24 protein-coding genes are annotated in these 25,282 nt (G+C 70.5%); 13 read left to right on the top strand and 11 right to left on the bottom strand.

The genetic code is table 11. The annotated features are described in order from the left end of the window. Positions 1 to 85: 85 nt before the first annotated feature. Together AAID08_RS10290 and AAID08_RS10285 are read right to left on the bottom strand one after the other, a co-directional pair. The gene (locus AAID08_RS10290; protein WP_054503788.1) at positions 86 to 973 is read right to left on the bottom strand and encodes a DMT family transporter; all 888 of its coding nucleotides are present in this window, start codon (positions 971 to 973) and stop codon (positions 86 to 88) included. Further along, positions 964 to 1,698, bottom strand: coding sequence for a GNAT family N-acetyltransferase (locus tag AAID08_RS10285; protein WP_049074824.1), 735 nt, complete (start codon positions 1,696 to 1,698; stop codon positions 964 to 966). Before AAID08_RS10285 ends, AAID08_RS10290 begins: the two co-directional genes overlap by 10 nt. Positions 1,699 to 1,820: 122 nt before the next feature. Between AAID08_RS10285 and AAID08_RS10280 the strand changes: the two genes are divergently transcribed. Continuing rightward, entirely contained in the window at positions 1,821 to 3,362 is a 1,542-nt protein-coding gene (locus AAID08_RS10280) for a PLP-dependent aminotransferase family protein (RefSeq protein ID WP_395757601.1), read from the top strand. A 105-nt stretch (positions 3,363 to 3,467) separates the two neighbouring features. On the opposite strand, the gene AAID08_RS10275 is transcribed toward AAID08_RS10280, so the two are convergent. Further along, a complete protein-coding gene (locus AAID08_RS10275; RefSeq protein WP_054503790.1) occupies positions 3,468 to 4,100 on the bottom strand; it encodes a LysE family translocator in 633 nt (210 codons plus the stop codon). A 306-nt stretch (positions 4,101 to 4,406) separates the two neighbouring features. On the opposite strand from AAID08_RS10275, the gene AAID08_RS10270 reads away from it, so the two are divergent. Further along, entirely contained in the window at positions 4,407 to 5,237 is an 831-nt protein-coding gene (locus AAID08_RS10270; RefSeq protein ID WP_116792058.1) for a DUF72 domain-containing protein, read from the top strand. Positions 5,238 to 5,303: 66 nt separating this feature from the next. Here the strand turns inward: AAID08_RS10270 and gorA are convergent, their stop codons facing one another. Further along, positions 5,304 to 6,662 (bottom strand): glutathione-disulfide reductase, encoded by a 1,359-nt coding sequence (gene gorA / locus AAID08_RS10265; protein ID WP_064526332.1) that lies wholly within the window; start codon positions 6,660 to 6,662, stop codon positions 5,304 to 5,306. 262 nt (positions 6,663 to 6,924) lie between these two features. Here gorA and AAID08_RS10260 point away from each other — a divergent pair, with 262 nt between their 5' ends. Then, positions 6,925 to 7,548, top strand: coding sequence for a LysE family translocator (locus AAID08_RS10260; protein ID WP_395757600.1), 624 nt, complete (start codon positions 6,925 to 6,927; stop codon positions 7,546 to 7,548). A gap of 8 nt (positions 7,549 to 7,556) precedes the next feature. On the opposite strand, the gene aceE is transcribed toward AAID08_RS10260, so the two are convergent. Further along, complete coding sequence (gene aceE / locus AAID08_RS10255; RefSeq protein WP_395757599.1) at positions 7,557 to 10,214, bottom strand: pyruvate dehydrogenase (acetyl-transferring), homodimeric type; 2,658 nt, start codon at positions 10,212 to 10,214, stop codon at positions 7,557 to 7,559. Between the two features lie 257 nt (positions 10,215 to 10,471). Between aceE and AAID08_RS10250 the strand changes: the two genes are divergently transcribed. Together AAID08_RS10250 and AAID08_RS10245 are read left to right on the top strand one after the other, a co-directional pair. Then, positions 10,472 to 10,927 (top strand): MarR family winged helix-turn-helix transcriptional regulator, encoded by a 456-nt coding sequence (locus AAID08_RS10250; RefSeq protein ID WP_175189726.1) that lies wholly within the window; start codon positions 10,472 to 10,474, stop codon positions 10,925 to 10,927. Positions 10,928 to 10,948: 21 nt separating this feature from the next. Further along, entirely contained in the window at positions 10,949 to 11,656 is a 708-nt protein-coding gene (locus tag AAID08_RS10245) for an aspartate/glutamate racemase family protein (protein ID WP_395757598.1), read from the top strand. 36 nt (positions 11,657 to 11,692) lie between these two features. Here AAID08_RS10245 and AAID08_RS10240 read toward each other — a convergent pair whose 3' ends face one another. Further along, the gene (locus tag AAID08_RS10240) at positions 11,693 to 12,403 is read right to left on the bottom strand and encodes a Crp/Fnr family transcriptional regulator (protein WP_049074844.1); all 711 of its coding nucleotides are present in this window, start codon (positions 12,401 to 12,403) and stop codon (positions 11,693 to 11,695) included. A gap of 461 nt (positions 12,404 to 12,864) precedes the next feature. Between AAID08_RS10240 and AAID08_RS10235 the strand changes: the two genes are divergently transcribed. The 6 genes from AAID08_RS10235 (at position 12,865) to AAID08_RS10210 (ending at position 19,482) form a co-directional block, all read left to right on the top strand. Next, on the top strand, positions 12,865 to 14,502 hold the full coding sequence (locus AAID08_RS10235; RefSeq protein ID WP_116792062.1) for an acyl-CoA synthetase: 1,638 nt from the start codon (positions 12,865 to 12,867) through the stop codon (positions 14,500 to 14,502). Between the two features lie 28 nt (positions 14,503 to 14,530). Continuing rightward, positions 14,531 to 16,300, top strand: coding sequence for an acyl-CoA dehydrogenase (locus AAID08_RS10230; protein WP_395757597.1), 1,770 nt, complete (start codon positions 14,531 to 14,533; stop codon positions 16,298 to 16,300). Continuing rightward, positions 16,297 to 16,809, top strand: a complete 513-nt coding sequence (locus tag AAID08_RS10225) for a hypothetical protein (RefSeq protein ID WP_395757596.1) — start codon at positions 16,297 to 16,299, stop codon at positions 16,807 to 16,809. The genes AAID08_RS10230 and AAID08_RS10225 overlap by 4 nt, the downstream gene beginning before the upstream one ends. 116 nt (positions 16,810 to 16,925) lie before the next feature. After that, positions 16,926 to 17,939: an ABC transporter substrate-binding protein gene (locus tag AAID08_RS10220; RefSeq protein ID WP_054503800.1), complete on the top strand. Its 1,014-nt coding sequence runs from the start codon at positions 16,926 to 16,928 to the stop codon at positions 17,937 to 17,939. Next, positions 17,936 to 18,754, top strand: a complete 819-nt coding sequence (locus AAID08_RS10215) for an ABC transporter permease (RefSeq protein WP_263900725.1) — start codon at positions 17,936 to 17,938, stop codon at positions 18,752 to 18,754. The genes AAID08_RS10220 and AAID08_RS10215 overlap by 4 nt, the downstream gene beginning before the upstream one ends. Continuing rightward, positions 18,742 to 19,482 carry an ABC transporter ATP-binding protein gene (locus tag AAID08_RS10210; RefSeq protein ID WP_372416206.1) on the top strand — a complete coding sequence of 247 codons (741 nt, stop codon included), beginning with the start codon at positions 18,742 to 18,744 and terminating at the stop codon, positions 19,480 to 19,482. Before AAID08_RS10215 ends, AAID08_RS10210 begins: the two co-directional genes overlap by 13 nt. A gap of 21 nt (positions 19,483 to 19,503) precedes the next feature. Here the strand turns inward: AAID08_RS10210 and AAID08_RS10205 are convergent, their stop codons facing one another. Beyond that, positions 19,504 to 20,700, bottom strand: a complete 1,197-nt coding sequence (locus tag AAID08_RS10205) for an MFS transporter (protein WP_372416228.1) — start codon at positions 20,698 to 20,700, stop codon at positions 19,504 to 19,506. A 43-nt stretch (positions 20,701 to 20,743) separates the two neighbouring features. On the opposite strand from AAID08_RS10205, the gene AAID08_RS10200 reads away from it, so the two are divergent. Together AAID08_RS10200 and AAID08_RS10195 are read left to right on the top strand one after the other, a co-directional pair. Beyond that, positions 20,744 to 20,962, top strand: a complete 219-nt coding sequence (locus tag AAID08_RS10200) for a hypothetical protein (RefSeq protein ID WP_395757851.1) — start codon at positions 20,744 to 20,746, stop codon at positions 20,960 to 20,962. A 75-nt stretch (positions 20,963 to 21,037) separates the two neighbouring features. Further along, positions 21,038 to 21,496: a winged helix-turn-helix transcriptional regulator gene (locus AAID08_RS10195; protein WP_395757595.1), complete on the top strand. Its 459-nt coding sequence runs from the start codon at positions 21,038 to 21,040 to the stop codon at positions 21,494 to 21,496. A 69-nt stretch (positions 21,497 to 21,565) separates the two neighbouring features. On the opposite strand, the gene AAID08_RS10190 is transcribed toward AAID08_RS10195, so the two are convergent. From AAID08_RS10190 to AAID08_RS10175, 4 genes are all read right to left on the bottom strand, one after another. After that, complete coding sequence (locus AAID08_RS10190) at positions 21,566 to 22,609, bottom strand: pyridoxamine 5'-phosphate oxidase family protein (RefSeq protein WP_240317318.1); 1,044 nt, start codon at positions 22,607 to 22,609, stop codon at positions 21,566 to 21,568. A gap of 30 nt (positions 22,610 to 22,639) precedes the next feature. After that, positions 22,640 to 23,269 carry a glutathione S-transferase family protein gene (locus tag AAID08_RS10185; protein WP_020927112.1) on the bottom strand — a complete coding sequence of 210 codons (630 nt, stop codon included), beginning with the start codon at positions 23,267 to 23,269 and terminating at the stop codon, positions 22,640 to 22,642. A 101-nt stretch (positions 23,270 to 23,370) separates the two neighbouring features. Beyond that, the gene (locus tag AAID08_RS10180) at positions 23,371 to 24,258 is read right to left on the bottom strand and encodes a LysR family transcriptional regulator (RefSeq protein ID WP_144655177.1); all 888 of its coding nucleotides are present in this window, start codon (positions 24,256 to 24,258) and stop codon (positions 23,371 to 23,373) included. A gap of 1 nt (position 24,259) precedes the next feature. Then, positions 24,260 to 25,210, bottom strand: a complete 951-nt coding sequence (locus AAID08_RS10175; RefSeq protein ID WP_395757811.1) for a LysR substrate-binding domain-containing protein — start codon at positions 25,208 to 25,210, stop codon at positions 24,260 to 24,262. Positions 25,211 to 25,282 lie beyond the last annotated feature (72 nt).

The following is a 25,282-nucleotide window of genomic DNA, read 5'->3' as shown; positions in this document are numbered from 1 at the left end:
CAGGCGCGGGCCGGGTCGCGGGCTGACCCGCCGCCTGGCGCGCCGGTCCTTGCCGTGACCGGCGCGCGTTCGACGCGCCGGCCCTTCAGGCCCGGCGCGGACCGCCCAGGTTCAAGACGATCAGCGCCGCGCCCGCCAGCACCAGCGCGAAGCCCCACCAGTCGGCCACGGCGGGGCGATCGCCCACCAGCGCCATCGCGCCCAGCACGCCGACCACCGGCACCATCAGCGTGGTCAGGGCCGCCACCGTGGCGCTGACCCGTTCGCTCAGCACGAACCACAGCCAATACGCCACCGCCGTGCCCAGCACGATGTGGAACGTCAGCGCCGCCGCCACCCGCGGGCTCCAGCCCTGCGTTGGAAAGGTCTCGCCCGCCAGCAGCATGCCGGCCAGCGCGCAGGCCGCGCCCACCGCCAGTTGCCATGCCGTCACCACGATGCGGTGCCCCGTCACCGGCCAGCGCTTCAGGTAGACCGTGCCGGCGGCCCACCCGAAGGCGGCGGTGAGCGGAAACGCCAGGCCGCGCGCGGCGGCCAGGTCGTGATCGGCGAAGATGGCGCGCAGCACCGGCCAGGCCAGCACCGCCACGCCCAGCCCGCCCAACAGCAGCGCCAGGCCGCGGCGGCGGTCCAGCCGTTCGCCCAGCACGGCCCAGGCCAGCAGCGCCGACATCATCGGCATGGTGAAGGTCAGCACCGCGGCGCGCGAGGTGCTGGTGCTGAGCTGGGCCCAGGCCACCGCCAGGTTGAACACCGCCACGGCCAGGATGCCGCCGATGACGATCCCCCGCCACGAGGCGCGCGGCGGCAACAGCGCCAATCCCTTGGCGCGCGCCAGGATCAGCAGCAGCGCGGCGCCGCTGCCCAGTCCCAGCAGCCGAAGGGTGAACGGCGGGCAGATCGACAGCACGATCTTGACCGCCGGCCAGTTCAGGCCCCAGAACAGCGCCAGCGCAACCGGGATCAGGCGCACGCGGCCTTTTCCCGGGCGATCAGGTCCGCCAGGCCCTGGCGCTGACGGCCTTCGGCGTCGAAGTTGGCGGGATCGAGCCAGCTTTCGTAGGCGGCGCGCAACGCCGGCCATTCACTGTCGATGATCGAGAACCAGGCGGTGTCGCGGCTGCGGCCCTTATAGACCGTGGCCTGGCGGAAGATGCCTTCAAACTGGAAACCCAGCCGCGCGGCGGCGGCGCGCGACGGCGCGTTCAGGCTGTCGCATTTCCATTCGTAGCGGCGGTAGCCCAGCTCGTCGAAGGCGCGGCGCATCAACAGGAACTGCGCCTCGGTGGCGATGCGGGTGCGCTTGAGCAACGGCGAAAATGCCACGAAGCCGACTTCGATCACGCCGCTGGCCGGGTCAATGCGCATCAGCGACAGCGAGCCGATCGCGCGGCCGCTGGCCAGGTCGATGACGGCATGATGCATCGGGTCGCTGGCGGCATGGGCCTGCGCCTGCTCGGCGAACTGGCGGTAGGCGGCGGCGTCCGCAAAGGGGCCGACGCTCATGTAGGTCCAGTCGCGGCCGTCGGGCGCCTGGCTGAAGGCGGCGTACAGGTCCGCCGCGTGGCGCTCGGCCGATAGCGGTTCGAGGCGGCAGTAGCGGCCCTGCGCGGGGGCCAGCGGCGGTCGCGGACGCGGTGTCCAGCCGGACAGATCGGCGCCGATGGGTTGTTCGAATGCGTTGACGCGGGGTTGCATGCTGCGAGACCTCATCCTGGTGGCAAGCGGGTTGGGGAAAGCGCCGCCGCCAAGGCGGACGCGCGCCAGGGTTTTTCGTCGTGACAGGCCCTGGCATGCTCCCACGATAGCCAAACCGTGGCATGATAAAAAGCACCACGATTCCTGAATTTAATAGAGCCATGACCGACCGAGCCGCCCTGCTCTCCAGTCCCCTGGCGCGTGGGCCGGGCGCCCCGCCGCGTCAGCGCCAGTTGATCCAGCGGCTCAAGCAGGCCATCCTGGCGGGCCAGTTGCCCGCTGGCGGCAAGCTGCCGGCCTCGCGCGTGCTGGCCGACGAGCTGGACATCTCGCGCAACACGGTGCTGATCGCCTACGAACAGTTGACCGCCGAAGGCTACGTCATCGCCGACCGCCAGGGCACCCGCGTGGCGCCGTTGTCGACCGCCGCCGCCAGCGCCGCCCGGCAGGCCGTGCGACAAGCCGCCGCGCAAGCGGCCGGACAGTCCGGCGCCGCCGACGCGCCGGCCTTGCGCACCGCCGCGCGGCTGTCGCGCATCGTCTCGACGCGCGCGCCCAATGACGGCTCGCTGCCGCTCACGCCCGGCACGCCGGCGCTGACCCAGTTTCCCATCAATGCCTGGCGCCGGGCCCAGGACCGGGCGCTGCAGGCCGCTCCCGCCGCCACGCTGGGCTACGGCCCCCCGGTGGGGGAACCGGCGCTGCGCGAAGCCATCGCCCAATATCTGCGGGTGTCGCGCGGGGTTCACTGCGACGCCTCGCGCATCGTCATCACGGAAGGCGCGCAGGGCGCGCTGGCGCTGTGCGTGCAACTGCTGACCAATCCCGGCGACACCGCCTGGCTGGAGGAACCCGGCTACCGGGGCGCCAAGTCGGCCTTCCACGCGGGCGACCTGAATGTGGTGGCGATTCGGGTCGACGCCGACGGCGTCGCCATCACCGACGAAGACTGGCGCACCCGGCCGCCGCGCCTGATCCAGACCACGCCGACGCACCAATACCCCACCGGCGCCGTGCTGTCGCTGGCGCGCCGCCTCGACCTGCTGGAGCGGGCGCGCCGCGCCGGCGCCTGGATCATCGAGGACGACTACGACAGCGAATTCCGCCACCAGGGCGAGCCGATCGCCGCCATGCAGGGCCTGCTGCCGGACGCGCCGGTGCTGTACGTGGGGACCTTCAGCAAGACCATGTTCCCCGCGCTGCGGCTGGGCTTCCTGGTGCTGCCGCAGTCCATCGCCGGGCCCGCGATGCCGTCGATCACGGAAATGCTGCGCGGCGGGCACCGGCTGGAACAACTGACCATGGCCGCCTTCATCGACAATGGCCAATTCTCGCGCCACCTGGGCCGCATGCGGCGGCTGTACCGCGACCGCCAGGCCGCCCTGCGCGACGCGCTGGCGCGGCACCTGGGCATCGATCACGAGGTGCTGGGCGGCCACAGCGGCCTGCATCTGACGGTGCGGCTGCCGCCGGACGTGCCCGACCGCGCCATCGTCGAACAGGCGCGCCGGCTGGGCATGAACCCCAACGCGCTATCGACCTTCGCCATCAACCCGCGGCCGCAGGACAACGGCCTGGTGATCGGCTACGGCAACACCAGCGCCGACCGCTTCCCGGCGCTGGTCCGGCAACTGGGCAAGCTGGCCGCGACGTTGCGGACCTGAATCGCGGCCGGCGGCGTTGCAGGATTCGCCTTCCGGCCGGCGGCGCGCATCCTGCCCCGGTCCGTCGACCGGGCGCGGCCAGGCGTGGCGCCGCGGCGCCCCGCATCAGCGCCGCGAATCGAGCGCCATGCGCACGGCCAGGCCGGCCAGCACCGTGCCCATCAGCCAGCGCTGGATCACCATCCACAGCGGCCGGCCGGCCAGGAAACCGGCAATGGACCCGGCCATGATGGCGATGACCGCGTTGACCGACAGGCTGATGGCCACCTGCGTCAGCCCCAGCGCGATCGACTGGGTGAACACGCTGCCATGGTCGGGCTGGATGAATTGCGGCAGCAGCGACACGTACAGCACGGCGATCTTGGGATTGAGCAGGTTGGTCACCAGCCCCATCGTGAACAGCGTGCGCGGGCTGCTGGCCGGTAGCTCGCGCACCTGGAACGGCGAGCGGCCGCCCGGGCGCACCGCCTGCCAGGCCAGGTACAGCAGGTATAGCGCGCCGCCGAAGCGCAGCGCGTCGTAGGCATAGGGCACCGACATCAGCAGCACGGTCAGGCCGAAGGCCGCGCACAGCACGTAGAAGATGAAACCCACCGCCACCCCGGACAGCGAAATCAGGCCGGCCTTGGGGCCCTGCGAAATCGAGCGCGACACCAGGTAGATCATGTTGGGCCCGGGCGTGAGCACCATGCCCAGGGCGACCAGGGCGAACGTCAGGAGATTGGCGATGTCAGGCATGATGCGCCGGCGCGGGCCGGTCGGTAGTGGCAGGATGATGCATCACATTATCTGAAATCTGTATCGGAACAGCGGGGTTTTTTGCGGCCGCGGCGCGCGTGTTGCGCGCCCGCGGCAGGCCTGGGCGCGCCGGCGGCGACGGCCGCGTTCAACGACCACGCCGCCGGGATACAACAACCGCGCCACTTTTAAATGTGGCCGGATGGGAGCGGCGGCTGGACCGGGATACAGTGGTCGGATCGCCCCGCCCGCAGGACGCGCGGGCGGCGCCGTTGAATGTCGACTCGATCCAGGGAGGATCCGCCCATGCCGCCACGATCATCGTCTTCGTCCGCCGCCCGCGCCGGCGCCATCCGCGTCGGCATCGGCGGCTGGACCTACGCGCCGTGGCGCGGCCCCTTTTACCCGGAAGGCCTGCCGCACGCGCGCGAGCTTGAATACGCCAGCCGGCAGCTCACCGCCATCGAGATCAACGGCACCTATTACAGCAGCCAGAAGCCGGCCACCTTCGCCAAATGGCGCGACGAGACGCCCGATGATTTCGTGTTCTCGCTCAAGGCTTCGCGCTACGCCACCAACCGCCGCGAACTGGCCGGCGCCGGCGAGTCGGTCCATCGCTTCGTGCACGGCGGCATCGCCGAGCTTGGCCCCAAGCTGGGGCCGATCGTGTGGCAGTTCGCGCCCACCAAGGCGTTCGACGCCGGGGATTTCGGCGCCTTCCTGGCGCTGCTGCCCGACCAGGTCGACGGCCTGCCGCTGCGCCACGTGATCGACGTGCGTCACGCCAGTTTCGCCTGCCAGGCCTACCTGGACCTGGCGCGGCGCCACGGCGTGGCCACGGTCTACACCGACAGCGAGGACTATCCCTCGCTGGCCGACCGCACCGCCGATTTCGTCTACGCCCGGCTGATGCGCGCCAGCACCGCCTTCAAGGCCGGCTACGCGCCCAAGGCGTTGGACGCGTGGGCGGACCGCCTGCGCACCTGGGCAAGCGGCGGCGATCCGGCCGACCTGCCGCGGGTGGACCCGCGCAAGCCGCCCGGCGTGGCGCATGCGCGCGACGTGTTCGCGTTCTTCATCAATGGCGCCAAGGAACGCGCGCCGGCGGCGGCGCGCGCCATGATCGAACGCCTGTAGCCGACGCGCCGCGCCGGCCTGGCCTTTGGCGGCAAGGCCGGCCCCGGGAGACGGCCGGCAACCGCCTCAATCGGCGACCGGCGTGCGCAGCGTCACGAACTCTTCGGCGGCGGTCGGGTGGATGCCGATGGTGTCGTCGAACACGCGCTTGGTGGCGCCGGCCTTGAGCGCGATGGCGATGCCCTGCACGATCTCGCCGGCCTCGGGGCCGACCATGTGCACGCCCAGCACCTTGTCGGTGTCGGCGTCGACGATCAGCTTCATCAGGGTCTTTTCCTGCGATTCGGTCAGCGTCAGCTTCATGGGGCGGAAGCGGCTTTCGAACAGTTTGATCTTGTGGCCGGCGGCGCGCGCCTCTTCGGTCGTCATGCCGACGGTGCCGATGTTGGGCAGGCTGAACACGGCGGTCGGGATCAGCTTGTAGTCGACCTTGCGGTATTCCTCGGGACGGAACAGGCGGCGCGCCACCGCCATGCCCTCGGCCAGCGCCACCGGCGTCAGCGGCACGCGGCCGATGACGTCGCCAATGGCCAGGATCGACGGTTCGCTGGTGCGGTATTCGTCGTCCACCGCGACAAAACCCTTGCCGTCAAGCTTGACGCCGGTGTTCTCCAGGCCCAGGTTGTCCAGCATCGGCCGGCGGCCGGTGGCGTAGAACACGCAATCGGTCTCGACCACGCTGCCATCCTTGAGGGTGGCGGCCAGGGTGCCGTCGGCGCGCTTGTCGATGCGCGCCACGTCGGCGTCGAACTTCAGGTCGATGCCCTTCTTGACCAGTTCATCGCGCAGGTGCTCGCGCACCGCCTGGTCGAAACCGCGCAGGAACAGCGGGCCGCGGTAGACCTGGGTGGTCTGCGCGCCCATGCCGTTGAAGATGGAGGCGAATTCGACCGCGATGTAGCCGCCGCCCACCACCAGCACGCGGCGCGGCAGCGCCTTCAGGAAGAAGGCCTCGTTCGAGGTGATGGCGTGTTCCTTGCCGGGGATGTCCGGCACCTGCGGCCAGCCGCCGGTGGCCACCAGGATATGCGCGGCGGTGTAGGACTTGCCGTCCACCTCCACCGTGTGCGGATCCTTGATGCGGGCGTGGGCTTCCAGCAGCGTCACGCCGCTATTGACCAGCAAGTTGCGGTAAATGCCGTTAAGACGCTCGATCTCGCGGTTCTTGTTGGCGATCAGCGTGGGCCAGTCGAAGCGGGGTTCGTCCACGCTCCAGCCGAAGCCGTGGGCCTGCTCGAAGTCTTCGCTGTAGTGCGCGCCGTAGACCAGCAGCTTCTTGGGCACGCAGCCCACGTTGACGCAGGTGCCGCCCAGGTAGCGGCTTTCGGCCACCGCCACGCGCGCGCCGAAGCCGGCCGCGAAGCGGGCCGCGCGCACGCCGCCGGAGCCCGCGCCGATCACAAACAGGTCGAAATCGAATGCCATGGTGTTTCCTTCGCCGTCCCGCTGCCGGGACGCGTTCACTGTCGGGAGAAGCGCTATTTTGCACCAGTGCGCCGGCGACCGCCGGCTTGCCCCCACGGCCAACCGGCGGTCGCCGGCCGGTGGGGCAGCGCCGGAAGCGGGCCCACGTTGCGCGGACGCGCCCGCTCGGGCCGCCGCCATCCTCCCTGGCGCGCGCCACCTTGGGCTACAGTAATCGTCCGGGGCGCGGTCGCCGCCCCTCCCTCTCACTGGAGTCGTCCCGATGTCGCTTGAAACCTGGCTGGCCTTCCTCGGCGCATCCGCCCTGCTGCTGATGCTGCCCGGCCCCACCATCCTGACTGTCATCAGCTATTCCCTGACCCATGGCAAGCGCGCCCGCCTGCCGTTGGTGCTCGCGGTGGCGCTGGGCGACTCCACCGCCCTGGCGCTGTCGCTGCTGGGCCTGGGCGCGCTGCTGTCGGCGTCGGCCTTCTGGTTCACCGTGGTCAAGACCGTGGGCGGCCTTTACCTGCTGTACCTGGGCTTCAAGTTGCTGCGCGCCGGCGTTTCGCCCGCCACGCTGCCGCAGGCCGGCGCGGCCGGATCGCGCTGGAGGCTGTTCGCCAACACCTACCTGGTGACGGCGCTGAACCCCAAGGGCATCATCTTCTTCGTGGCCTTCCTGCCGCAGTTCATCGACCCGGCCGGCGACGTCACGCGCCAGCTATGGATGCTGTCGGCCACCTTCGTGACCTGCGCCGGCATCAACGCCACCGCCTACGCGCTGTTCGCCGGCTCGGCGCGCCGTCTGCTGGCATCGACGCGCGCGCAGCGCGGCTTCAACCTGGGCGGCGGCGCGCTGTTGTCGGCCGCCGGGGTCTGGGCATTGCTGGCGCGTCGCGCCTGACACCTGCTTCAAGGCAAGGCCGCCGACGCCGCTTCCGGATCCAGGCCGTAACGCCGGATCGCCTCGGCCGCCCGCTCGGCCGGCAATGCGCCCTCGTCCGACAGCGCCTTGAGCGTGGCCAGCACGATATGGTGCCGGTCCACCTCGAAGAATGCCCGCAGCGCCTGGCGCGTGTCCGAGCGGCCGAAGCCGTCGGTGCCCAGCGTCACATAACGGCGCCCCACGAAAGGCCGGATCTGCTCGGCCACCGTCTTCATGTAGTCGGTGGCCGCGATCACCGGCCCCCGCGTATCGGCCAGGCTCGTCTGGACGAAGCCCTGGCGCGCCTCGTCCAGCGGATGCAGGCGATTCCAGCGCTCGGTCTCCTGGCCGTCGCGGCGCAGCTCGGAATAGCTGGTGACGCTCCAGACGTCGGCCGCCACGCCGAAGTCCTGTTGCAGCAGGTCGGCGGCGGCCAGGGTCTCGCCCAGGATGGCGCCGCTGCCCAGCAGTTGCGCGCGGACCTCGCCCGGCGCGCCCTCGCGCAGGCGGTACATGCCCTTGAGGATGCCGGCCTCGGCGCCTTCCGGCATCGGCGGATGGGCGGTCTTCTCGTTGATCAGCGTCAGGTAGTAGAAGACGTCCTCTTCCTCCTGGTACATGCGGCGCATGCCGTCCTGCACGATCACGGCGATCTCGTAGGCATAGGCCGGGTCGTAGGCGATGCACGGCGGGATCACCGAGGCCAGCACGTGGCTGTGGCCGTCGTCATGCTGCAGGCCCTCGCCTTCCAGCGTGGTGCGGCCCGAGGTCGCGCCCAGCAGGAAGCCGCGCGCGCGGATGTCGCCGGCCGCCCAGGCCAGGTCGCCAACGCGCTGGAAGCCGAACATCGAATAGAAAATGTAGAACGGAATCGTCGCCACGCCGTGGGTGCTGTAGGCGGTGGCGGCGGCGATCCACGAGGCCATGGCGCCCGACTCGTTGATGCCTTCCTGCAGGATCTGGCCGCGCCGGTCCTCGCGGTAGACGCTGAGCTGGTCGGCGTCCTGCGGCGTGTACAGTTGGCCCACGTGCGAGTAGATGCCGACCTGGCGGAACATGCCGTCCATGCCGAAGGTGCGCGATTCATCCGGCACGATGGGCACCACGCGCGCGCCGATCTGCGGGTCCTTGAGCAGTTGCGCCAGGATGCGCACGAACGCCATGGTGGTGGAGAATTCGCGGCCGTCGCTGCCCTTCAGGTGCGCGGCAAAGGCTTCCAGGCCCGGCGTGGCCTGCGGGCCGGGGCCGGCCGGGCGCAGCGGCAGGTGGCCGCCGGCGCGGCGGATGGCGGCTTCCAGGTAGGCCTGTTCGGGGCTGCCGGGTTCCGGCTTGATGTAAGGGATCTCCTCCAGGCGCTCGTCCGGCACCGGCAGGTCGAAGCGGTCGCGGTAGGCGCGCACCGCCGCGTCGGCCATCTTCTTCTGCTGGTGGTTGGTGTTGGCGGCCTCGCCGGCCGCGCCCATGCCGTAGCCCTTGACCGTCTTGGCCAGGATCACCGTGGGCTGGCCGCGATGCGCCAGCGCCGCGGCGTAGGCGGCGTGCATCTTGACCGGATCGTGGCCGCCGCGGTTGAGCGCGCCGATCTCCTCGTCGCTCAGGTGCGCCACGCGTTCCAGCAGCACCGGGTCGGCGCCGAAGAAGTGTTCGCGCACATAGGCGCCGCCGCGCGCCTTGAAGACCTGGTATTCGCCGTCCACGCATTCCATCATGCGGCGACGCAGGCGGCCGTCGTGGTCCTGCGCCAGCAGCGCGTCCCAGCCGCCGCCCCAGATCACCTTGATGACGTTCCAGCCGGCGCCGCGATAGACGCTTTCCAGCTCCTGGATGATCTTGGCGTTGCCGCGCACCGGGCCGTCCAGGCGCTGCAGGTTGCAGTTGACCACGAAGATCAGGTTGTCGAGTTTTTCGCGGCCGGCCATGGCGACGGCCGCCAGCGTCTCGGGCTGGTCCTGCTCGCCGTCGCCCAGGAAGCCCCAGACGCGCCGGTCCTGCGCCGCGATCAGGCCGCGGTCTTCCAGGTAGCGCATGTAGCGCGCCTGGTAGGCCGCCATCAACGGGCCCAGGCCCATCGACACGGTCGGGAACTGCCAGAAGCCGGGCATGGTGCGCGGGTGCGGATACGACGCCAGCCCGCCGCCGATCTCGCGGCGGAAGCGGTCCAGCTCCGCTTCGGACAGGCGCCCTTCCAGGTAGGCGCGGGCGTAGATGCCGGGCGCCGAATGGCCCTGGATGTAGAGCATGTCGCCCAGGTAGTCCGGCGTGGCGGCGCGGAAGAAATGGCGGTAGCCGGTTTCGTACAGCGTGGTGGCCGAGGCGTAGGTGGCGATGTGCCCGCCCACGCCCGAATGCTTGCCGGCGCGCAGCACCATCGCCATGGCGTTCCAGCGCAGGTAGGCATCCAGCCGCGCCTCGATGCGGGTGTCGCCGGGGAACGGCGCCTGGGCCGGCAGGCCGATGGTGTTGACGTAGGGCGTGACGCCGGCCGCGGCATAGCCGCCGCTGCGGGCGCGGTCCTGCTCGATCAGGCGGTCCAGCAGGTAGTGCGTGCGCGGCAGGCCTTCGTGCGCCAGCACCGCCTGCATCGCGTCCAGCCACTCGCTGGTTTCTTCGGGGTCGATGTCGACGCAGTCGATCTCGGGTTCCATGGGCATCCTCCTTGTGGTGCGCAAGCGGCGCCTGGACACGGAAAGGCCGGCGCCATCATTTCACATCGTGAATTGCATTTGCATAATGTGCAATTGCAATCGTAGGGAGGTTTTCGAACAATTGCAAGTGCAACTATTAAGGAAAATGGCGGCTCGCGCGCGGCATGAATGCGCGTGACGGACCGCCCGCCGCGCGCCACGGCTGCAGGGCCTCTACAATCCCGGACAACGAAATCCCTGGAAAAGGAAGCGACCGCATGGCCACGGGCAAGCCCGACGCGTGGAGCCTCTTTCTCACCGCGCATGCGCTGGTGGTGGAAGAGATCGAAAAACGACTGTCCGCCGCCGGCCTGCCGCCGCTGGCGTGGTACGACGCGCTGTGGGCGCTGGAACGCGCGCCCGACGGCACCGCGCGCATGTTCGAGATGGCCGAGCGCATGGTCATCGCGCGCTACAACCTGACGCGCCTGATGGACCGCATCGAGTCCGCCGGGCTGGTCGAGCGCTTCCGTTCCGACGAGGACCGCCGCGCCACCTACGCCCGCATCACGCCTGAAGGCCTGGCGCTGCGGCGCAAGATGTGGAAGGTGTATGGCCCGGCCATCGACGAACTGTTCCTGTCGCAACTGCCGCCGGCGCAGCAGGACGCCATGGCCGAGCAGTTCCGCCAGATCGCCCGCCATGTGCGGGCCTTGTCCAGAACCCCGGCTTGACCTGACCGCCACGGAGTCCGCATGCCCGTCCGTCCGCCCCTGCACATCGGCATCGTCGCCTGCTCGGCCGAGGGCGCGGCGCTCTGCTACCGCACGATCTGCGCCGAAGGCGCGCAGCGCCTGGGGCCGCACGCGCACCCCGAGGTGTCGCTGCACAGCTTGTCGCTGGCGGATTACGTGGCCTGCCTGGAGCGCAATGACCTGGCCGGCGTCGGCGCGCTGATGCGGACCTCCGCCGACCGGCTGGCGCGCGCCGGCGCGGATTTCCTGATCTGCCCCGACAACACCATCCACCAGGCCCTGGGCCACGTGCTGCCGCAATCGCCGCTGCCGTGGCTGCACATCGCCGAGGAAGTCGCCGCCCAGGCCGCCGCGCGCGGGCGGCGCCGCATCGGCATCCTGGGGACGCGCTGGCTGGTCGACAGTCCGGTCTACCCCGACAAACTGCAGGCGCGCGGCCTGGACTACGTGCGTCCCGCGCCGGCCGACCGCGATCTGCTGGCGCGCGTCATCATGGACGAACTGGTCTACGGCGTCTTCAAGCCCGAATCGGTCTCGTTGCTGCAAGGCGTGGTCGCGCGGCTGCGCGATGCCGGCTGCGACGCGGTGGTGCTGGGCTGCACCGAACTGCCGCTCGTGCTGAACGACGCCAACTGCGTCTTGCCGACGCTCGATTCCACCCGCATCCTGGCGCGCGCCGCGCTGGACCGCGCCCTGGCTCAGGCCTGACCTGGCGTCCCGGCCCCGCCTGAACCCCGCCCGCGGTCAGAGCTGGTCCAGCCCGTACTGGCGCAGGCGATCCAGGTCCAGCACCTTGATCTGGTTGTACGACAGCGCCAGCACCCCTTGGTCCGCCAGCGTCTGCAGCGCCTGGTTGACGCGCTGGCGCGACAGGCCGGTCAGGTAGCCCAGTTCTTCCTGTGAAATCGCCAGCGTCAGGTCGGTGGACGGATAAAGTTGTGGATTGAACAATTGCGCCAGCGACTGCGCCACGCGCGCATCGGCGTCCAGCAGTCGATGGTTCTGGATCGAGGCGATGAACTCGCCCATGCGGTCATTCAACTGGCCGATGACGAAATGCGAGAACGGCAGGCTGGCCGCCAGCAGCGCATGGAAGGTGGCGGCCGGCACCAGCAGCACCAGCGACGGCTGGATCGCCACCACGTCGTACTTGCGCAGCTCGCGCTTGATGACGCTGCCCTCGCCGAACCAGCCGCCCGGCGGCACTCCCGAGAACGTGCAACTGCGTCCCGACTCGTTGTAGATCGCCAGCTTCAGCAGGCCGCTGTGCACCCCCAGCCAGTAATCCGACGGCGCGTTGCGGCGCGCGATCCAGGCGCCGCTGGCCACATGTTCGGCGCGCGCCGTGGCCAGCACCAAATCCTGGTGCGGCGCGTCCAGCGCGGCGAACCAGGCGCAGCCGCGCAGCAGTCCGGCCAGCTCGGTCTGGGAAACAATGTTTGAAACATCGGACATGGAAAGAACCGTGTAAAACTGCGGGTTGGGCGCCTGGAAAAAGGTCTGTCATGCAGGCGACAGACACCATTTTCCGGCGGCCGATAAGCTAGGGGGCACCAACCTTCACAGGAGCCTCGCACAGGCAGGTAATCGGCCGCCAGGCCAGGCGTGGTCGCCGCCGCGTGGCTTTGCCACGCAAGGTGAGCGCAACGACGCCTGGCGGCCGATTACCTGCCTGCCCGTAGGGTGAGCGCCAAAATGAGCGCCTCTCTACGTTGCGAATGCTCGCCGTGGTCCCGCCACGACTGCGCTTCGCGCCTTGATAGTCGCTCATTTTGGCACTCATGCGAGGCTCCTGTGAAGGTTGGTGCCCCCTGGCAAGCAGCGGGATTCCGGCTACAGATCAACCCCGGCGATCCAGATCAAGTTTCCCGCACAAAAGCATATCCGGGCGCCCCCGCGCCCCACAGGAGACAAGCATGAGCAGCCTGTTCGACCACGGCCTGGCACGCCGTGACGCCAACTACGAGCCCCTCACCCCGGTCGACTTCATCGCGCGCGCCGCGCAGGTCTATGGCAACCGCCTGGCCGTGGTGCATGGCGCCGTGCGCCGCACCTGGGCCCAGACCTACGAGCGCGCGCAACGCCTGGCCGGCGCGCTGGCCGCCGCCGGCATCCAGCGCGGCGACACGGTGGCGGTGATGCTGCCGAACATCCCCGCCATGGTCGAGGCGCACTTCGGCGTGCCGATGCTGGGCGCCGTGCTCAATACCCTCAACACGCGCCTGGATACGCCCAGCGTGCTGTTCATGCTGGGCCACGGCGAGGCCCGCGCGCTGATCGTCGACACCGAATACGCCGAGCTGGCGCAGCGCGCCCGCGCCGAATTCCCTCACCTGAAAGTGATTTCGGTGCACGACCTGGACGGCGCCCCGGCCGCCCTGCCCGGCGCCACCGACTACGAGGCCTTCCTGGCCGCCGCCCCCGCCACGTTCGACTGGCGCCCGCCGGCCGACGAATGGGACGCGATCGCGCTGAACTACACCTCTGGCACCACCGGCGATCCCAAGGGCGTGGTCTACCACTACCGCGGCGCGTATCTGAACGCCGTCAGCAACATCCTCGAATGGGACATGCCCAAGCATCCGGTCTACCTGTGGACGCTGCCGCTGTTCCACTGCAACGGCTGGTGCTTCGCCTGGACCGTGGCGGCGCGCGCCGGCGTCAACGTCTGCCTACGCAAGTTCGACCCCAAGACCGTGTTCGACCTGATCCGCGCCGAGGGCGTGACCCACTACTGCGGCGCGCCCATCGTGCAAAGCGCGTTGGCCAACGCGCCGGCCGAGCTGCGCGCCGGCATCCGCCACACCGTGCGCACAATGGTGGCCGGCGCCGCGCCCGCGCCGGCGGTGATCGCCAAGATGAAGGAAATCGGCTTCGAGCTGACCCACGTCTACGGCCTGACCGAGGTCTACGGCCCGGCCGCGGTGTGCGCCCCGCAGGAAGCCTGGAACGACCTGGAGGACGAACAGCGCGCGCTGCTGACCGCGCGCCAGGGCGTGCGCTACCACCTGCAGGCCGGCGTCTCGGTGCGCAACCCCGACACCATGGAGGAAGTGCCGGCCGACGAGCAGACCGTGGGCGAGATCATGTTCCGCGGCAACATCTGCATGAAGGGCTACCTGAAGAACGAACGCGCCACTGACGAGGCCTTCGGCGGCGGCTGGTTCCACACCGGCGACCTGGGCGTGATGACGCCCGACGGCTACATCCGCATCAAGGACCGCAGCAAGGACATCATCATCTCGGGCGGCGAGAACATCTCCAGCATCGAGGTCGAGGACGCCCTCTATCGCCATCCGGCCGTGGCCGCCGTGGCGGTGGTGGCCATGCCCGACCCGAAATGGGGCGAAACGCCCTGCGCCTTCGTCGAGCTCAAGCCCGGCCACAGCGCCACCGCCGAAGAGATCATCGCGCACTGCAAGCTGCTGCTGCCCGGCTTCAAGGTGCCGCGCGCGGTGCGCTTCGGCGAACTGCCCAAGACCTCGACCGGCAAGATCCAGAAATTCGAACTGCGCGCCGCGGTGGGTTCCACCCGCGCCATCGACGCCACCTGATTCCCTTCCTACCCGGAGCTCCGACGCCATGACGTACCAAGCCCCCGTGAAAGACATGCTGTTCGTGCTGAACCACCTGGCCGGCCTGCCGCAGGTGGCGGCGCTGCCGCAATATGCCGAAGCCACGCCCGACACCGCCCAGGCCGTGCTGGAGGAAGCCGCCACCTTCGCCGGCGACGTGCTGGCGCCGCTGAACCACCCCGCCGACCGCGAGCCCAGCGCCTGGCGCGACGGCGCGGTCACCACCTCGCCCGGCTTCAAGCAGGCCTTCCGCCAATATGCCGAAGCCGGCTGGCAGGGCATGACGCACCCGGTCGAATACGGCGGCCAGGGCCTGCCCGGCCTGCTGGGCGCGCCCTGCTCCGAAATGCTCAACGCCGCCAACCTGTCGTTCGCCCTGTGTCCGCTCTTGACCAACGGCGCGGTCGAGGCGCTGCTGACGGCCGGCTCGCCCGAACTGCGCGAGCGCTTCATCGGCCCGATGCTGTCGGGCCGGTGGACCGGCACCATGAACCTGACCGAGCCGCAGGCCGGCTCCGACCTGGCGCTGCTGCGCACCCGCGCGCAGCCGGTCGGCGACGGCACCTACCGCATCTCCGGCACCAAGATCTTCATCACCTACGGCGAGCACGACCTGGCCGAGAACATCGTCCACCTGGTGCTGGCGCGCCTGCCGGACGCGCCAGAGGGCGTCAAGGGCATCTCGCTGTTCCTGGTGCCCAAGTTCCTGGTCAACGACGACGGCTCGCTGGGCGCGCGCAACGACGTTACCTGCGTGTCGATCGAGCACAAGCTGGGCATCAAGGCCAGCCCCACCGCCACGCTGCAGTTCGGCGACGCCGGCGGCGCCATCGGCTACCTGGTGGGCCAGGAAAACCGCGGCCTGGACGCCATGTTCATCATGATGAACGCGGCCCGCTTCGCCGTCGGCGTGCAGGGCATCGCGGTGGCCGACCGCGCCTACCAGCACGCGCTGGCCTACGCCGCCGAACGCGTGCAGAGCCGCCCGGTGGACGGCTCCTCGCGCGACGCCGTGCCGATTATTCAGCACCCGGACGTGCGCCGCATGCTGGGCACCATGCGCGGCCTGACCGAGGCCGGCCGTGCGCTGGCCTACTACACCGCCGGCCACGCCGACCTGGCCCACGCCAGTGCCGACCCGGCCGCCCGCGCCCGCCACCTGGCGGTGCAGGAATTCCTGGTGCCGATCGTCAAGGGCTGGTGCACCGAGGCGTCCATCGACGTGGCCAGCCTGGGCGTGCAGGTGCACGGCGGCATGGGCTTCATTGAAGAGACCGGCGCCGCGCAGTATTACCGCGACGCCCGCATCCTGACCATCTACGAAGGCACCACCGCCATCCAGGCCAACGACCTGGTCGGCCGCAAGACGCTGCGCGACGGCGGCGCGGTGGCGCAGGCCCTGATCGAAGAGATCCGCAAGACGGAAGAAGCGCTGCAAGCGCGCAGCGAACCGGCCGCCCGGCTGGTGCTGACGCCGCTGCGCCAGGGCCGCCTGGCGCTGGCCAACACGGTCGACTTCGTGGTGGCCAACGCCGCCGCCCATCCCAACGCGGTGTTCGGTTCGGCCGTGCCCTACCTGTTGCTGGCCGGCACGGTGCTGGCCGGCTGGCAGATGGCGCGCGCGCTGCTCGCATCGCTGGACCACCTGGACGAGGACCCGGCCTTCCACCAGGCCAAGATCGCCACGGCCCAGACCTACGCGCTGCACAAGCTGACCCAGGCTCCCGGCCTGGCGGCGGTGGTGGCGGGATCGAACGAGTACGCCGTGCAGCCATGAGCGTGGTCGACGCCGGATCGCGCATCGACGCGCTGGTGGCGCTGGGCGCGTCGGCGCCGCTGGTCCGGCTGGCCAGCGGCGACTGCGTGCATCCGTTGCTGCGCGGCGCGTGCCTGGGTCCGCCGTTCCACTCCTATCACGGCGCCCGCGCGCCGCAAGGGGCGCCGCTGGCGCCGCTGTGGGACGATGGCGACCAGGTCTACGCCCTGCGAGGCACGGCGACCGGCCGCGAGTTCATCCGGTTCAGTATCGAAGCCCCGCAATCCGTCGACGTGCTGGCCCTGACGGAACAGGGATTCTGGGCGCACCGCTTCGACTTTCTCTATGAAACCGATGCGCCGCTGGACGACTTGCGGGCCGCCGCCGGCGCGGTGCAATTCCGCCACGTCGAGGCCTACCTGGCCGCGCGCGAGGCATTCGAAGACCCGCCGGGCCACGTCCCGACGCATCGGGATTGGCTGACGCGGACAATCGCCAGCATCGACCGGCGCGCGCGGTTAAACATATAACCAAAAAGAATAAATAAAAGAAATAAACATATCTAAAATTATTAAGCGGTCATCGGAAATCCTGCCCGCAGGCAAGACGCCAGCCGTACCAAGGCGTAGTTCAGGACCCTTCCCCCATGCTTCGCAAGCTGCTTTCCGCCGCGCTCATCGCCACCGCTTTCGCCGTTGCCCCCGCCCACGCCGCGCCGCCCGCGCTGGAAATCGGCTACCTGCCGATCCTGCCCGACGCGCAATTGTTCGTGGCGCTGGAAGAAGGCACCTTGCAGGCCAAGGGCGCGCCCGCGCCCAAGCTGGTGCAGTTCCAGAGCGGCCCCGCGCTGACGCAGGCGCTGCTGGCCGGCCAGTTGGATGTGGCCTACGTCGGCATCGGCCCGGCGCTGGTGGCCAGCGCCAAGGGCGCCGGCATCAAGGTGGTGGCCTCCAACATCGTCGAGCAGGTCAACGTGGTCGCGCTGGGCGCGCTGGCGCCGTATTTCGCCTCGGGCGATCCGGCCACCGCGTTCGCCCGCTTTGCCAAGGACAAGGGCAGAAAGCCCGTCATCGCCAGCTACCCCAAGGGCGCCGTGCCCGAGGCCGCGCTGCAATACTGGCTGCGCAACCGCCTCAAGGCCGACCCGGCCAGCCTGGAACTGATCTACCAGGGCGAGGCGCAGATCCAGCAGTCGCTGCTGACCGGCGCCATCGACGGCGCCGCCATCCTCGAACCCACCGTCACCACCGTGCTGACCCGCGCGCCCGATTCGCGCGTGGTGGCGCGCGGCTCGCAACTATTCCCGAACCAGCCCGGCGCCGTGCTGCTGGTGCGCGACAAGCTGATCGCCGAGCACCCCGAGGCCGTGCAGCAACTGGTCGACGCCCAGCTCGCCGCCACCGCCCTACTCAAGAACGATCCGGCCCGCGCCGCGGGCCACGTGCAGAAGTACGTTGGCGGCGGCCGCCTGGATCGTGCGCTGGTCGAAAAGGCCATCCGCAATTCGCATGACCAGTTCGTGGCCGATCCGCACGCCATCGTCGATGCCACCGCCGAGCTGCAGACCTTCCAGGCCAGCCTGGGCACGGTCGAGGCCGCCAAGGTCGACGTCAAGCAGTTGTTCGACACCCGCTTCTACGACAAGGCCGGGAAGCCATGAGCCAGACCGCCCCCGCCCTGGCCGCGCCCGCGCCGCAGGCCCGCAAGGGCGCGCCGCCGGGCTTCGCCGCCGCGCGCCGCGCGGCTTACGGCATCGGCGGACTGGCCCTCTTCATCGCCATCTGGAAGGCCGCGCTGATCTGGCAATGGGCCCCCGCGGGCACCCTGCCCGATCCCTTCGCGCTGCCCGCCACGCTGGTCCAGGAATGGCAGTCGGGCCGGCTGCTGCCGGCCATCGGCTCCAGCCTGGTGCATTACTTCTGGGGCCTGGCCGCGGGCACCGCGCTGGGCTTCGGCGTGGGCCTGGCGGCCGCGACGCTGCCGCGCTTCGACCTGGCGCAAGCCTATCTGGCGCGCATCCTGCGGCCGATCCCGCCGCTGGCCTGGGTGGTGTTCGCCATCGCCTGGTTCAAGGTCAGCCATGCCGGCGCCGCCTTCGTCATCGCCATCGGCGTGTTCTGGGTCAACTACTTCGCCACCTACAGCGCGGTGCGCAACGTCGATCCGCGCTATTACGAACTGGCGCGCGCCTTCGGCCACGGCGGCTACCTGGCGCGCGCGCTGGGCGTGACGCTGCCGGCCATCGCGCCCGGCGCGCTGTCGGGCGTGCGCACCGGCATCGGCCAGGCCTGGATGACGCTGATCGCCGCCGAACTGCTGGGCGTGCCCGGCATGGGCCAGGAAATGAATGCCGCCGCCGGCGTCGGCGCCTACGACGCGGTGGTGGTCTACATGCTGATCATCTCGCTGGTCTACACGCTGTGCGACCTGGCGTTCTCGATGGTTGAAAGCAAGGTGCTGCAATGGCGTCCGTGATCGAATTCTCGAAACTCTCGTACCAACATCCGGGCGCCGACGCGCCCGTGATCCAGGGCCTGTCGCTGGCGATCGAGGCGGGCAGTTTCGTGGCCGTGGTGGGCGGCTCGGGCGTGGGCAAATCCACGCTGCTGCGCGCGGCGGCCGGCCTGGCCGACCCCGCCAGCGGCGAAGTGCGCTTCCAGGCGCCCGCGCGCCCCGGGCGCCGCAGCCGCGCCGTGGTGTTTCAGGACAGCCGCCTGATGCCGTGGCGCACGGTCGGCGGCAACGTCGGCTATGGCCTGGAAGGATTGGGGCTGGACCGCCAGGAACGCCAACAGCGCATCGATGCCGCGCTGCAACTGACCGGCCTGGGCGACTACGGCCGCCGCTGGCCGCACCAGTTGTCCGGCGGCCAGGCGCAGCGCGTCGGCATCGCCCGCGCCTTGGCCGTCAAGCCCGACCTGCTGCTGATGGACGAACCCTTCAGCGCGGTCGACGCCATCACCCGCCGCAACCTGCAGCAGGAGCTGATCCGCGTGTGGCAGGCCTCCGGCGCGGCGGTGCTGTTCGTCACCCACGACATCGAGGAAGCGGTGTTCCTGGCCGACAAGGTGGTGGTGCTGGGCGGCCGCCCGGCCAACATCGCAGGCCACTACGACATCGACCTGCCGCGGCCGCGCGACCGCGGCGATCCGGCGTTCGCGCGGCAGGTGGCGGCCATCGCCCACACGCTCGAACATCACTGAGCGGACCGCGCCGGCGTTCCGTCACGCCCGCGGCGCAACCGCGCAGCCGGGCGCCGGCGCCGCCTTGCGCGGCAGCGTCAGCGCCCAGAACAGCGTCGCCGCCAGGCTCAGTCCCAGGCCCAGCGCGCACACGCCCAGCCAGCCCGCGCGCGCATAGACGAAGGTCGAGGCGATCGACCCGAGTCCGCTGCCCACCGCATAAAACATCATGTAGCCGCCGACCAGCCGGCTGTGCGCCTGCGCGCTGATGGAAAAGATCATGGCCTGGTTGGTCACGTGCAGCGCCTGCGCCGCGATGTCCAGCACCAGCACGCCCAGCGCCAGCGCCCACAGGCTGCGGTCCAGGAAGGCGATCGGCACCCACGCCAGGCACAGCAGCGCCAGGCCCGCGCCGGTGGTCAGTTGCGCATGGCCGCGATCGGCCAGCCGCCCCGCCCGCGCCGCCACCAGCACCCCGGCCACGCCCACCAGCCCGAACGCGCCCACCGCGGCGTGCGTCAGTGAATACGGCGGCGCGCTCAGCGGCAGCACCAGCGCCGTCCAGAACGCGCTGAAGACGGCGAACATCAACAGCGCGATCATGCCGCGCACCCGCAGCACCCGCTCGTGCGCCAGCAGCGTGAACATCGAGCGCAGCAGCGCGCCGTAGCCCAGTCCCGCGGCCGGCAAGGCGCGGCGCGGCAGCCAGCGGGCCAGCGCCAGCGCCAGCAACGCGGCCAGGCTGGCGGACACCAGGTAGACCGCGCGCCATCCCCACAGGTCGGCCACGGCGCCCGCCAGAGTCCGCGCCAGCAGCAGGCCGATCACCACTCCGCCCTGCACCGCGCCGACGACCCGCCCGCGCTCGTGCGGCGCGGCCAGCGCCGCCGACAGCGCCAGCAAGCCCTGGGTCATCGCGGTGCCGAGCAGGCCCAGCGCCAGCATCCCGGCCAGCAGCCACGGCGCGGCGGACGCCAGCGCCACCGCGGCCAGCGCCAGCACCAGCAGCCCAAGTTGCGCCAGCATCAGGCGGCGCCGGTCGAGCAGGTCGCCCAGCGGCACCACCAGCACCAGCGCCAGCGCGCAGCCCAGTTGCGTCGCGGTGACGACGATGCCCACCGCGCCCTCGTCCAGGCGGAACTCGCGGCCCATGGCGTCCAGTAGCGGTTGCGCGTAGTAGACGTTGGCCACGCTCAAGGCGCAGGCCACGGCCAGCAGCAGCACCAGGGCGGCGGGCAGGCGATCGGCGGATGGCGTGGCGGGCGCAGATGCGGCAGATGCCGTGGATGCAGCGGATGCCGTGGATGCCGCAGAGGCCCTGGGTGCCGCAGAGGCCGCGAATGCCGCGGATGCTGTGGATTCCTTGGACGCCGGCGACGAAGGCGATGAAGACGATGAAGTAGATGAAGGCGATGAAGGAGATGGCGGAGCAGCAGGGGCAGGATCGGTCTGGTCTGGCATGATGGCCTCAAGTGGTTTCATTACAAAACCAGAATGCTAGACCTTGAGGTTTTATAATGCAACCAAACATTCGACATCTTTCCCCGCCGCGATGCGCGGCAAAGGTCAGGACGACATGGTCAAACGCACCAGTCTCGAAGGCGCCGCCTGCCCGGTGGCGCGCGCGCTGGACGCCATCGGCGACTGGTGGTCGCTATTGATCGTGCGCGACGCCTTCGACGGCGTGCGCCGCTTCGGTGAATTCCAGAAAAGCCTCGGCGTGGCCAAGAACATCCTCAGCGACCGCCTGCGCACCCTGGTCGCGCACGACATCCTGGCGGCCGCGCCGGCGTCCGACGGCAGCGCCTACCAGGAATACGTACTGACGGAAAAAGGCCAGGCGCTGTTTCCCGTCATCGTCGGCCTGCGCCAATGGGGCGAAGACCATTACTACGGCCCCGCCGAGCCGCACTCCACACTCATCGACCGCAAGCGCGGCCAGCCGGTGCGGCGCCTGGAGATCCGCGCCCAGGACGGCCGCGCGCTGGCGCCGGACGACACCGTGGTGCGCAAGGTCGGCGCCGACCGCGCCTGACCCTGGCGCCCCCCCGCCATTGGCCGCTCAAGCAGTCGCCGCGCGCGGCGCCCGGCGAGCGGCCCCGCGTCAGGCCGTGGCGGCCTGCGGCCACTGCCCCGTGGCCAACGCGGTCGGCGAATAGCCGCCAAAGCGCCAACGCAGCGCCAGCGCGCCCGGCCTGGCCCGCACCCGCCGCACGTGGACGCGCCACAACCGCTCGGCCCCCGCGAAGGTGGCGATCTCCGGACTGTCCAGGATCACCTCGGCGCGCCCCGACACCTGCAACACGTCGCCGCGCTCGAAATCGATGAACAGCAGCCCGGCGCGCGGATTGAGCACCATGTTGCCCAGCGTATTGAAAAAGCGGTTGCCGGAGAAATCCGGGATCGTCAGCGTGTCGCCGTCGACGCGCACGAACCCCGGCATGCCGCCACGGTGCGAGACGTCGATCCGGCGGCCGGCCTCGTCGGTGTCGGCATAGGTCGCCACGAACAGCGTGTCGGCGCGCGCGATCAGCGCCCGGTCGGCGTCGGCCAGACCGGTCCGCTCGCGCGCCGCCCCCGGAAAACGCAGGGACGGCGAGCGCGAGAAATGGAAATCGCGCGCCTGGATGTACTGCGGGCAGTTGCCGAACGACTCGGCCACCGTGACCGCGAAACGCCTGCCGTCCCAGGCGGTGATGCGGCCGTTCATGCGGTTGCGGCGGCGCGTGTGCAGTTCGATGCCCAGCAGGCCCACCGGCTGGTCCGGCCCCAGGCCGGCGCGCAGCGGATCATCGGCATCCGGCAGCGCGGCCACCTGCAGGGTCTGCGGGTCCGGCGACACGGCGAAGCCCGGCTCGCCCTCCAGCACGCCCGCCCAGGGATCGCCCTGGCCATCGACCGCGCCCGCCACCAGGAACGGCAGTTGCGCGAAGAAGGCGCGGTGCTGGTCCGGCATGTACGGCCGGATCACTTTCGCGCCCACCTGCGCCATGCGCTCGGCCATGCCGATATGCGCCTGCAACCGCAGTTCGCCCGCGTGCCAGGGCGTCGCGGGCGCGGCCGCGGCCGGCTGGCCGGTCGCCGTCGTGGCGGCCGTCGAACCGCCGGCCGGCGCGGCGCCAAGCGGACTCGTCGTGGTCGTATTCATGTCAGGCTCCTTGCGCGCGGGCGCTTGCGTTCACGCCGCCCGCAATCCCACGGGAGACGCCACCATCGGCACGAAGCGCGGCAGCGCCTCGATCCGCGCCAGCCAGTCGCGCACCCGCGGATAATCCGCCAGCGACACGTTGCCTTCCGGCGCATGCGCCACGTAGGTGTAGCAGGCCACGTCGGCCAGCGTCGGCGCGGCGCCGGCCAGGTAGCCGGTGGCCGCAAGCTCCCGCTCCATCACCGCCAGCAAGGCATGCGCGCGCGCCAGCGTGGCCGGCACGTCATACGGGGCGCCGAACACCGTCACCAGCCGCGCCGCGGCCGGGCCGGCCGCCAGCGGGCCGGAGGCGGCCGACAGCCAGCGCTGCACCGCCGCCGCGCCCACCGCGTCCTCGGGCAGCCAGGCCTGGCCGTTGTAGCGCTTGCAGAGGTACACCAGGATCGCGGTGGAATCGGCCACCACCACACCGTTGTCGTCGATCACCGGCACCTGGCCGAACGCGTTCAGCGCCAGGAACTCGGGCCGCTTCTGCGCGCCGCTGCGCAGATCGACTTCGACATTGCGGTGCGGCACATCGAGCAGCGACAGCATCAGGGCCACGCGGTGCGAATGGCCGGACAGGGGAAAACTGTAGAACGTCAGGGGAGCGGCGGACATGGGGTATCTCGGATAGAGGAAACAGGCCTCCATCTTGAACCGCCCGCGCCCGCCGGGGAACGGCCACGGCGCGCAAGACACCATTGCCGCCAGTGAAAGGATCAAGCCGGCAGGGCCGCCAGGTCGCGGCGCAGCGCGTCGACGCAGAAGTCGACGAAGCTGCGCACCTTGGCCGAACTCTTGCGCCCTTCCGGATACACCACGTGCACCGGCAGCGGCGCCATTTCGTAGTCGCGCAGCACCACCTGCAAAGCGCCGCTGGCCAGGTCGCGCGCCACCTGGTAGGACACCACCTGGGTCAGCCCCCAGCCCTCGCAGGCCGCCGCCACCGCGGCCTGGAACGAAGTCACCGTCAACTGCGATGCCAGCGGCAGGCGCCGCGGCTGGCCGTCCTGCAGGAAACGCCATTGCGCGCCGCGCCCTTCCATCGCGGCCGTGATGGTGCAAAAGCGCGCCAGCGCGTCGGGACTGTCGGGCGTGCCGTGGCGCTGCAGGAAGTCGGGCGAGGCGCACACCACCCGCCGCACCTGCCCCACCGGCACCGCCGTCAGGGTGGAGTCGGGCAAGGCGCCGATGCGCACCGCCACGTCCACGCCCTCGTCCAGCAGATTCACCACGCGGTCCACCAGCAGGGCGTTCACCGACACCTCGCGGTGCTGGCGCAGGTAGCCCAGCACCGCCGGCATCACGTGCAGTTCACCGAAGCGCGCCGGCGCGGTGATGCGCAGCGATCCGCGCGGCGCCGCCATCGCCCCGGCGGCGGCGTCGTCGGCCTGCTCCACGGCTTCAAGAATGGCGCGGCAATCGGCCGCGTAGCGCTGGCCGGCTTCGGTCAGGCGCAGGCTGCGGGTGGTGCGCACCAGCAGCAGCGTGCCCAGCCGGCGCTCCAGCGCCGCGACGCTGCGCGTCACGCTCGGCGCCGACATCGCCAGCCGGCGCGCGGCGGCGGCAAAGCTCTGGGCCTCGGCCACCGCCAGGAAGACAGTCATTTCATGGAATCGGTTCAAGGCGCTCGGCCTCCTCGGAAGGGATGCGCGCCGGCAGGCCCGGCATGGCCGGCAGCGCCGCGACGCTGTCGCGCACGCAGCGCCGCACGATATCGGCCAGGGCCGCGGCCACCGGGCCGGGCCGGCCTTGCGCGTGATACAGCGACAGCGACAACGGCGGCAACGACGGCAGGCCCTGCTCGCCCGGCGCCATTACCCGCAACCCGGCGGGCAGCCCCAGCGGCGTGCGCACCATCAGCCCCAGCCCCGCGCTGACCGCCGCCCACAGGCCCGCCAGGCTGGGGCTGATGAAAGCCGAGGTCCAGGCGATGCCGGCGCGGTCCAGGGCATCGGTGGCGCGGCTGCGGAACAGGCAGGGCGCCTCGAACGCCACCAGCGGCCAGGCGCCATCGGCATCGCGCGCCGGGCCCGTCGCGGCCGGACCGATCCAGCACTGCGGCAGTTCAGCCAGCCGCTGGCCATGCGGCCGCGCCGCGTCATGGTCCCAGGCCAGCGCCAGGTCCAGTTCGCCCGCCGCCACGCGTTCGAGCAGCTCGGCATTGCGCGCCACCCGCGCTTCGATCCGCACCTGCGGATGGGCGCGGGCGAACTGGCCCAGCACGCGCGGCAGCAGGATCTCGCCGAAATCCTCCTGCAGCCCCAGGCGCACCCGCCCCTGCAAGCGCGTGCCGCGCACCGCCACCGAAGCCTGATCGTTCAGATCCAGCAGCCGGCGCGCGTACGCCAGCATGGTCTCGCCCGCGTCGGTCAGCGCCAGGCCGCGACCGGCCTTGCGCAGCAGCGGCACGCCGGCCTGTTCCTCGAGTTTTTTCAACTGCGCGCTGACGGCCGAAGTCGAGCGCCCGAGGCGGTCGGCCGCGCGGCCGAAGCTGCCCAGCTCCACCCCCGCGACGAAGCTGCGCAGCACGTCCAGGTCAAAGGTGACAGGCCTTATCATCCTGTTTTTCAAAACCTTTAGTTAAAAATTTCCCGATTTTCAGAATGATGTTACGGGCGCAGACTTTGC

The organism is Achromobacter sp. EB05, from assembly GCF_044232075.1.
In the GTDB taxonomy this organism is placed as follows: domain Bacteria; phylum Pseudomonadota; class Gammaproteobacteria; order Burkholderiales; family Burkholderiaceae_B; genus Achromobacter; species Achromobacter dolens.
The sequence above is the reverse complement of the archived record's forward strand: the minus strand, read 5'-3'. Positions and strand labels throughout refer to the sequence as shown.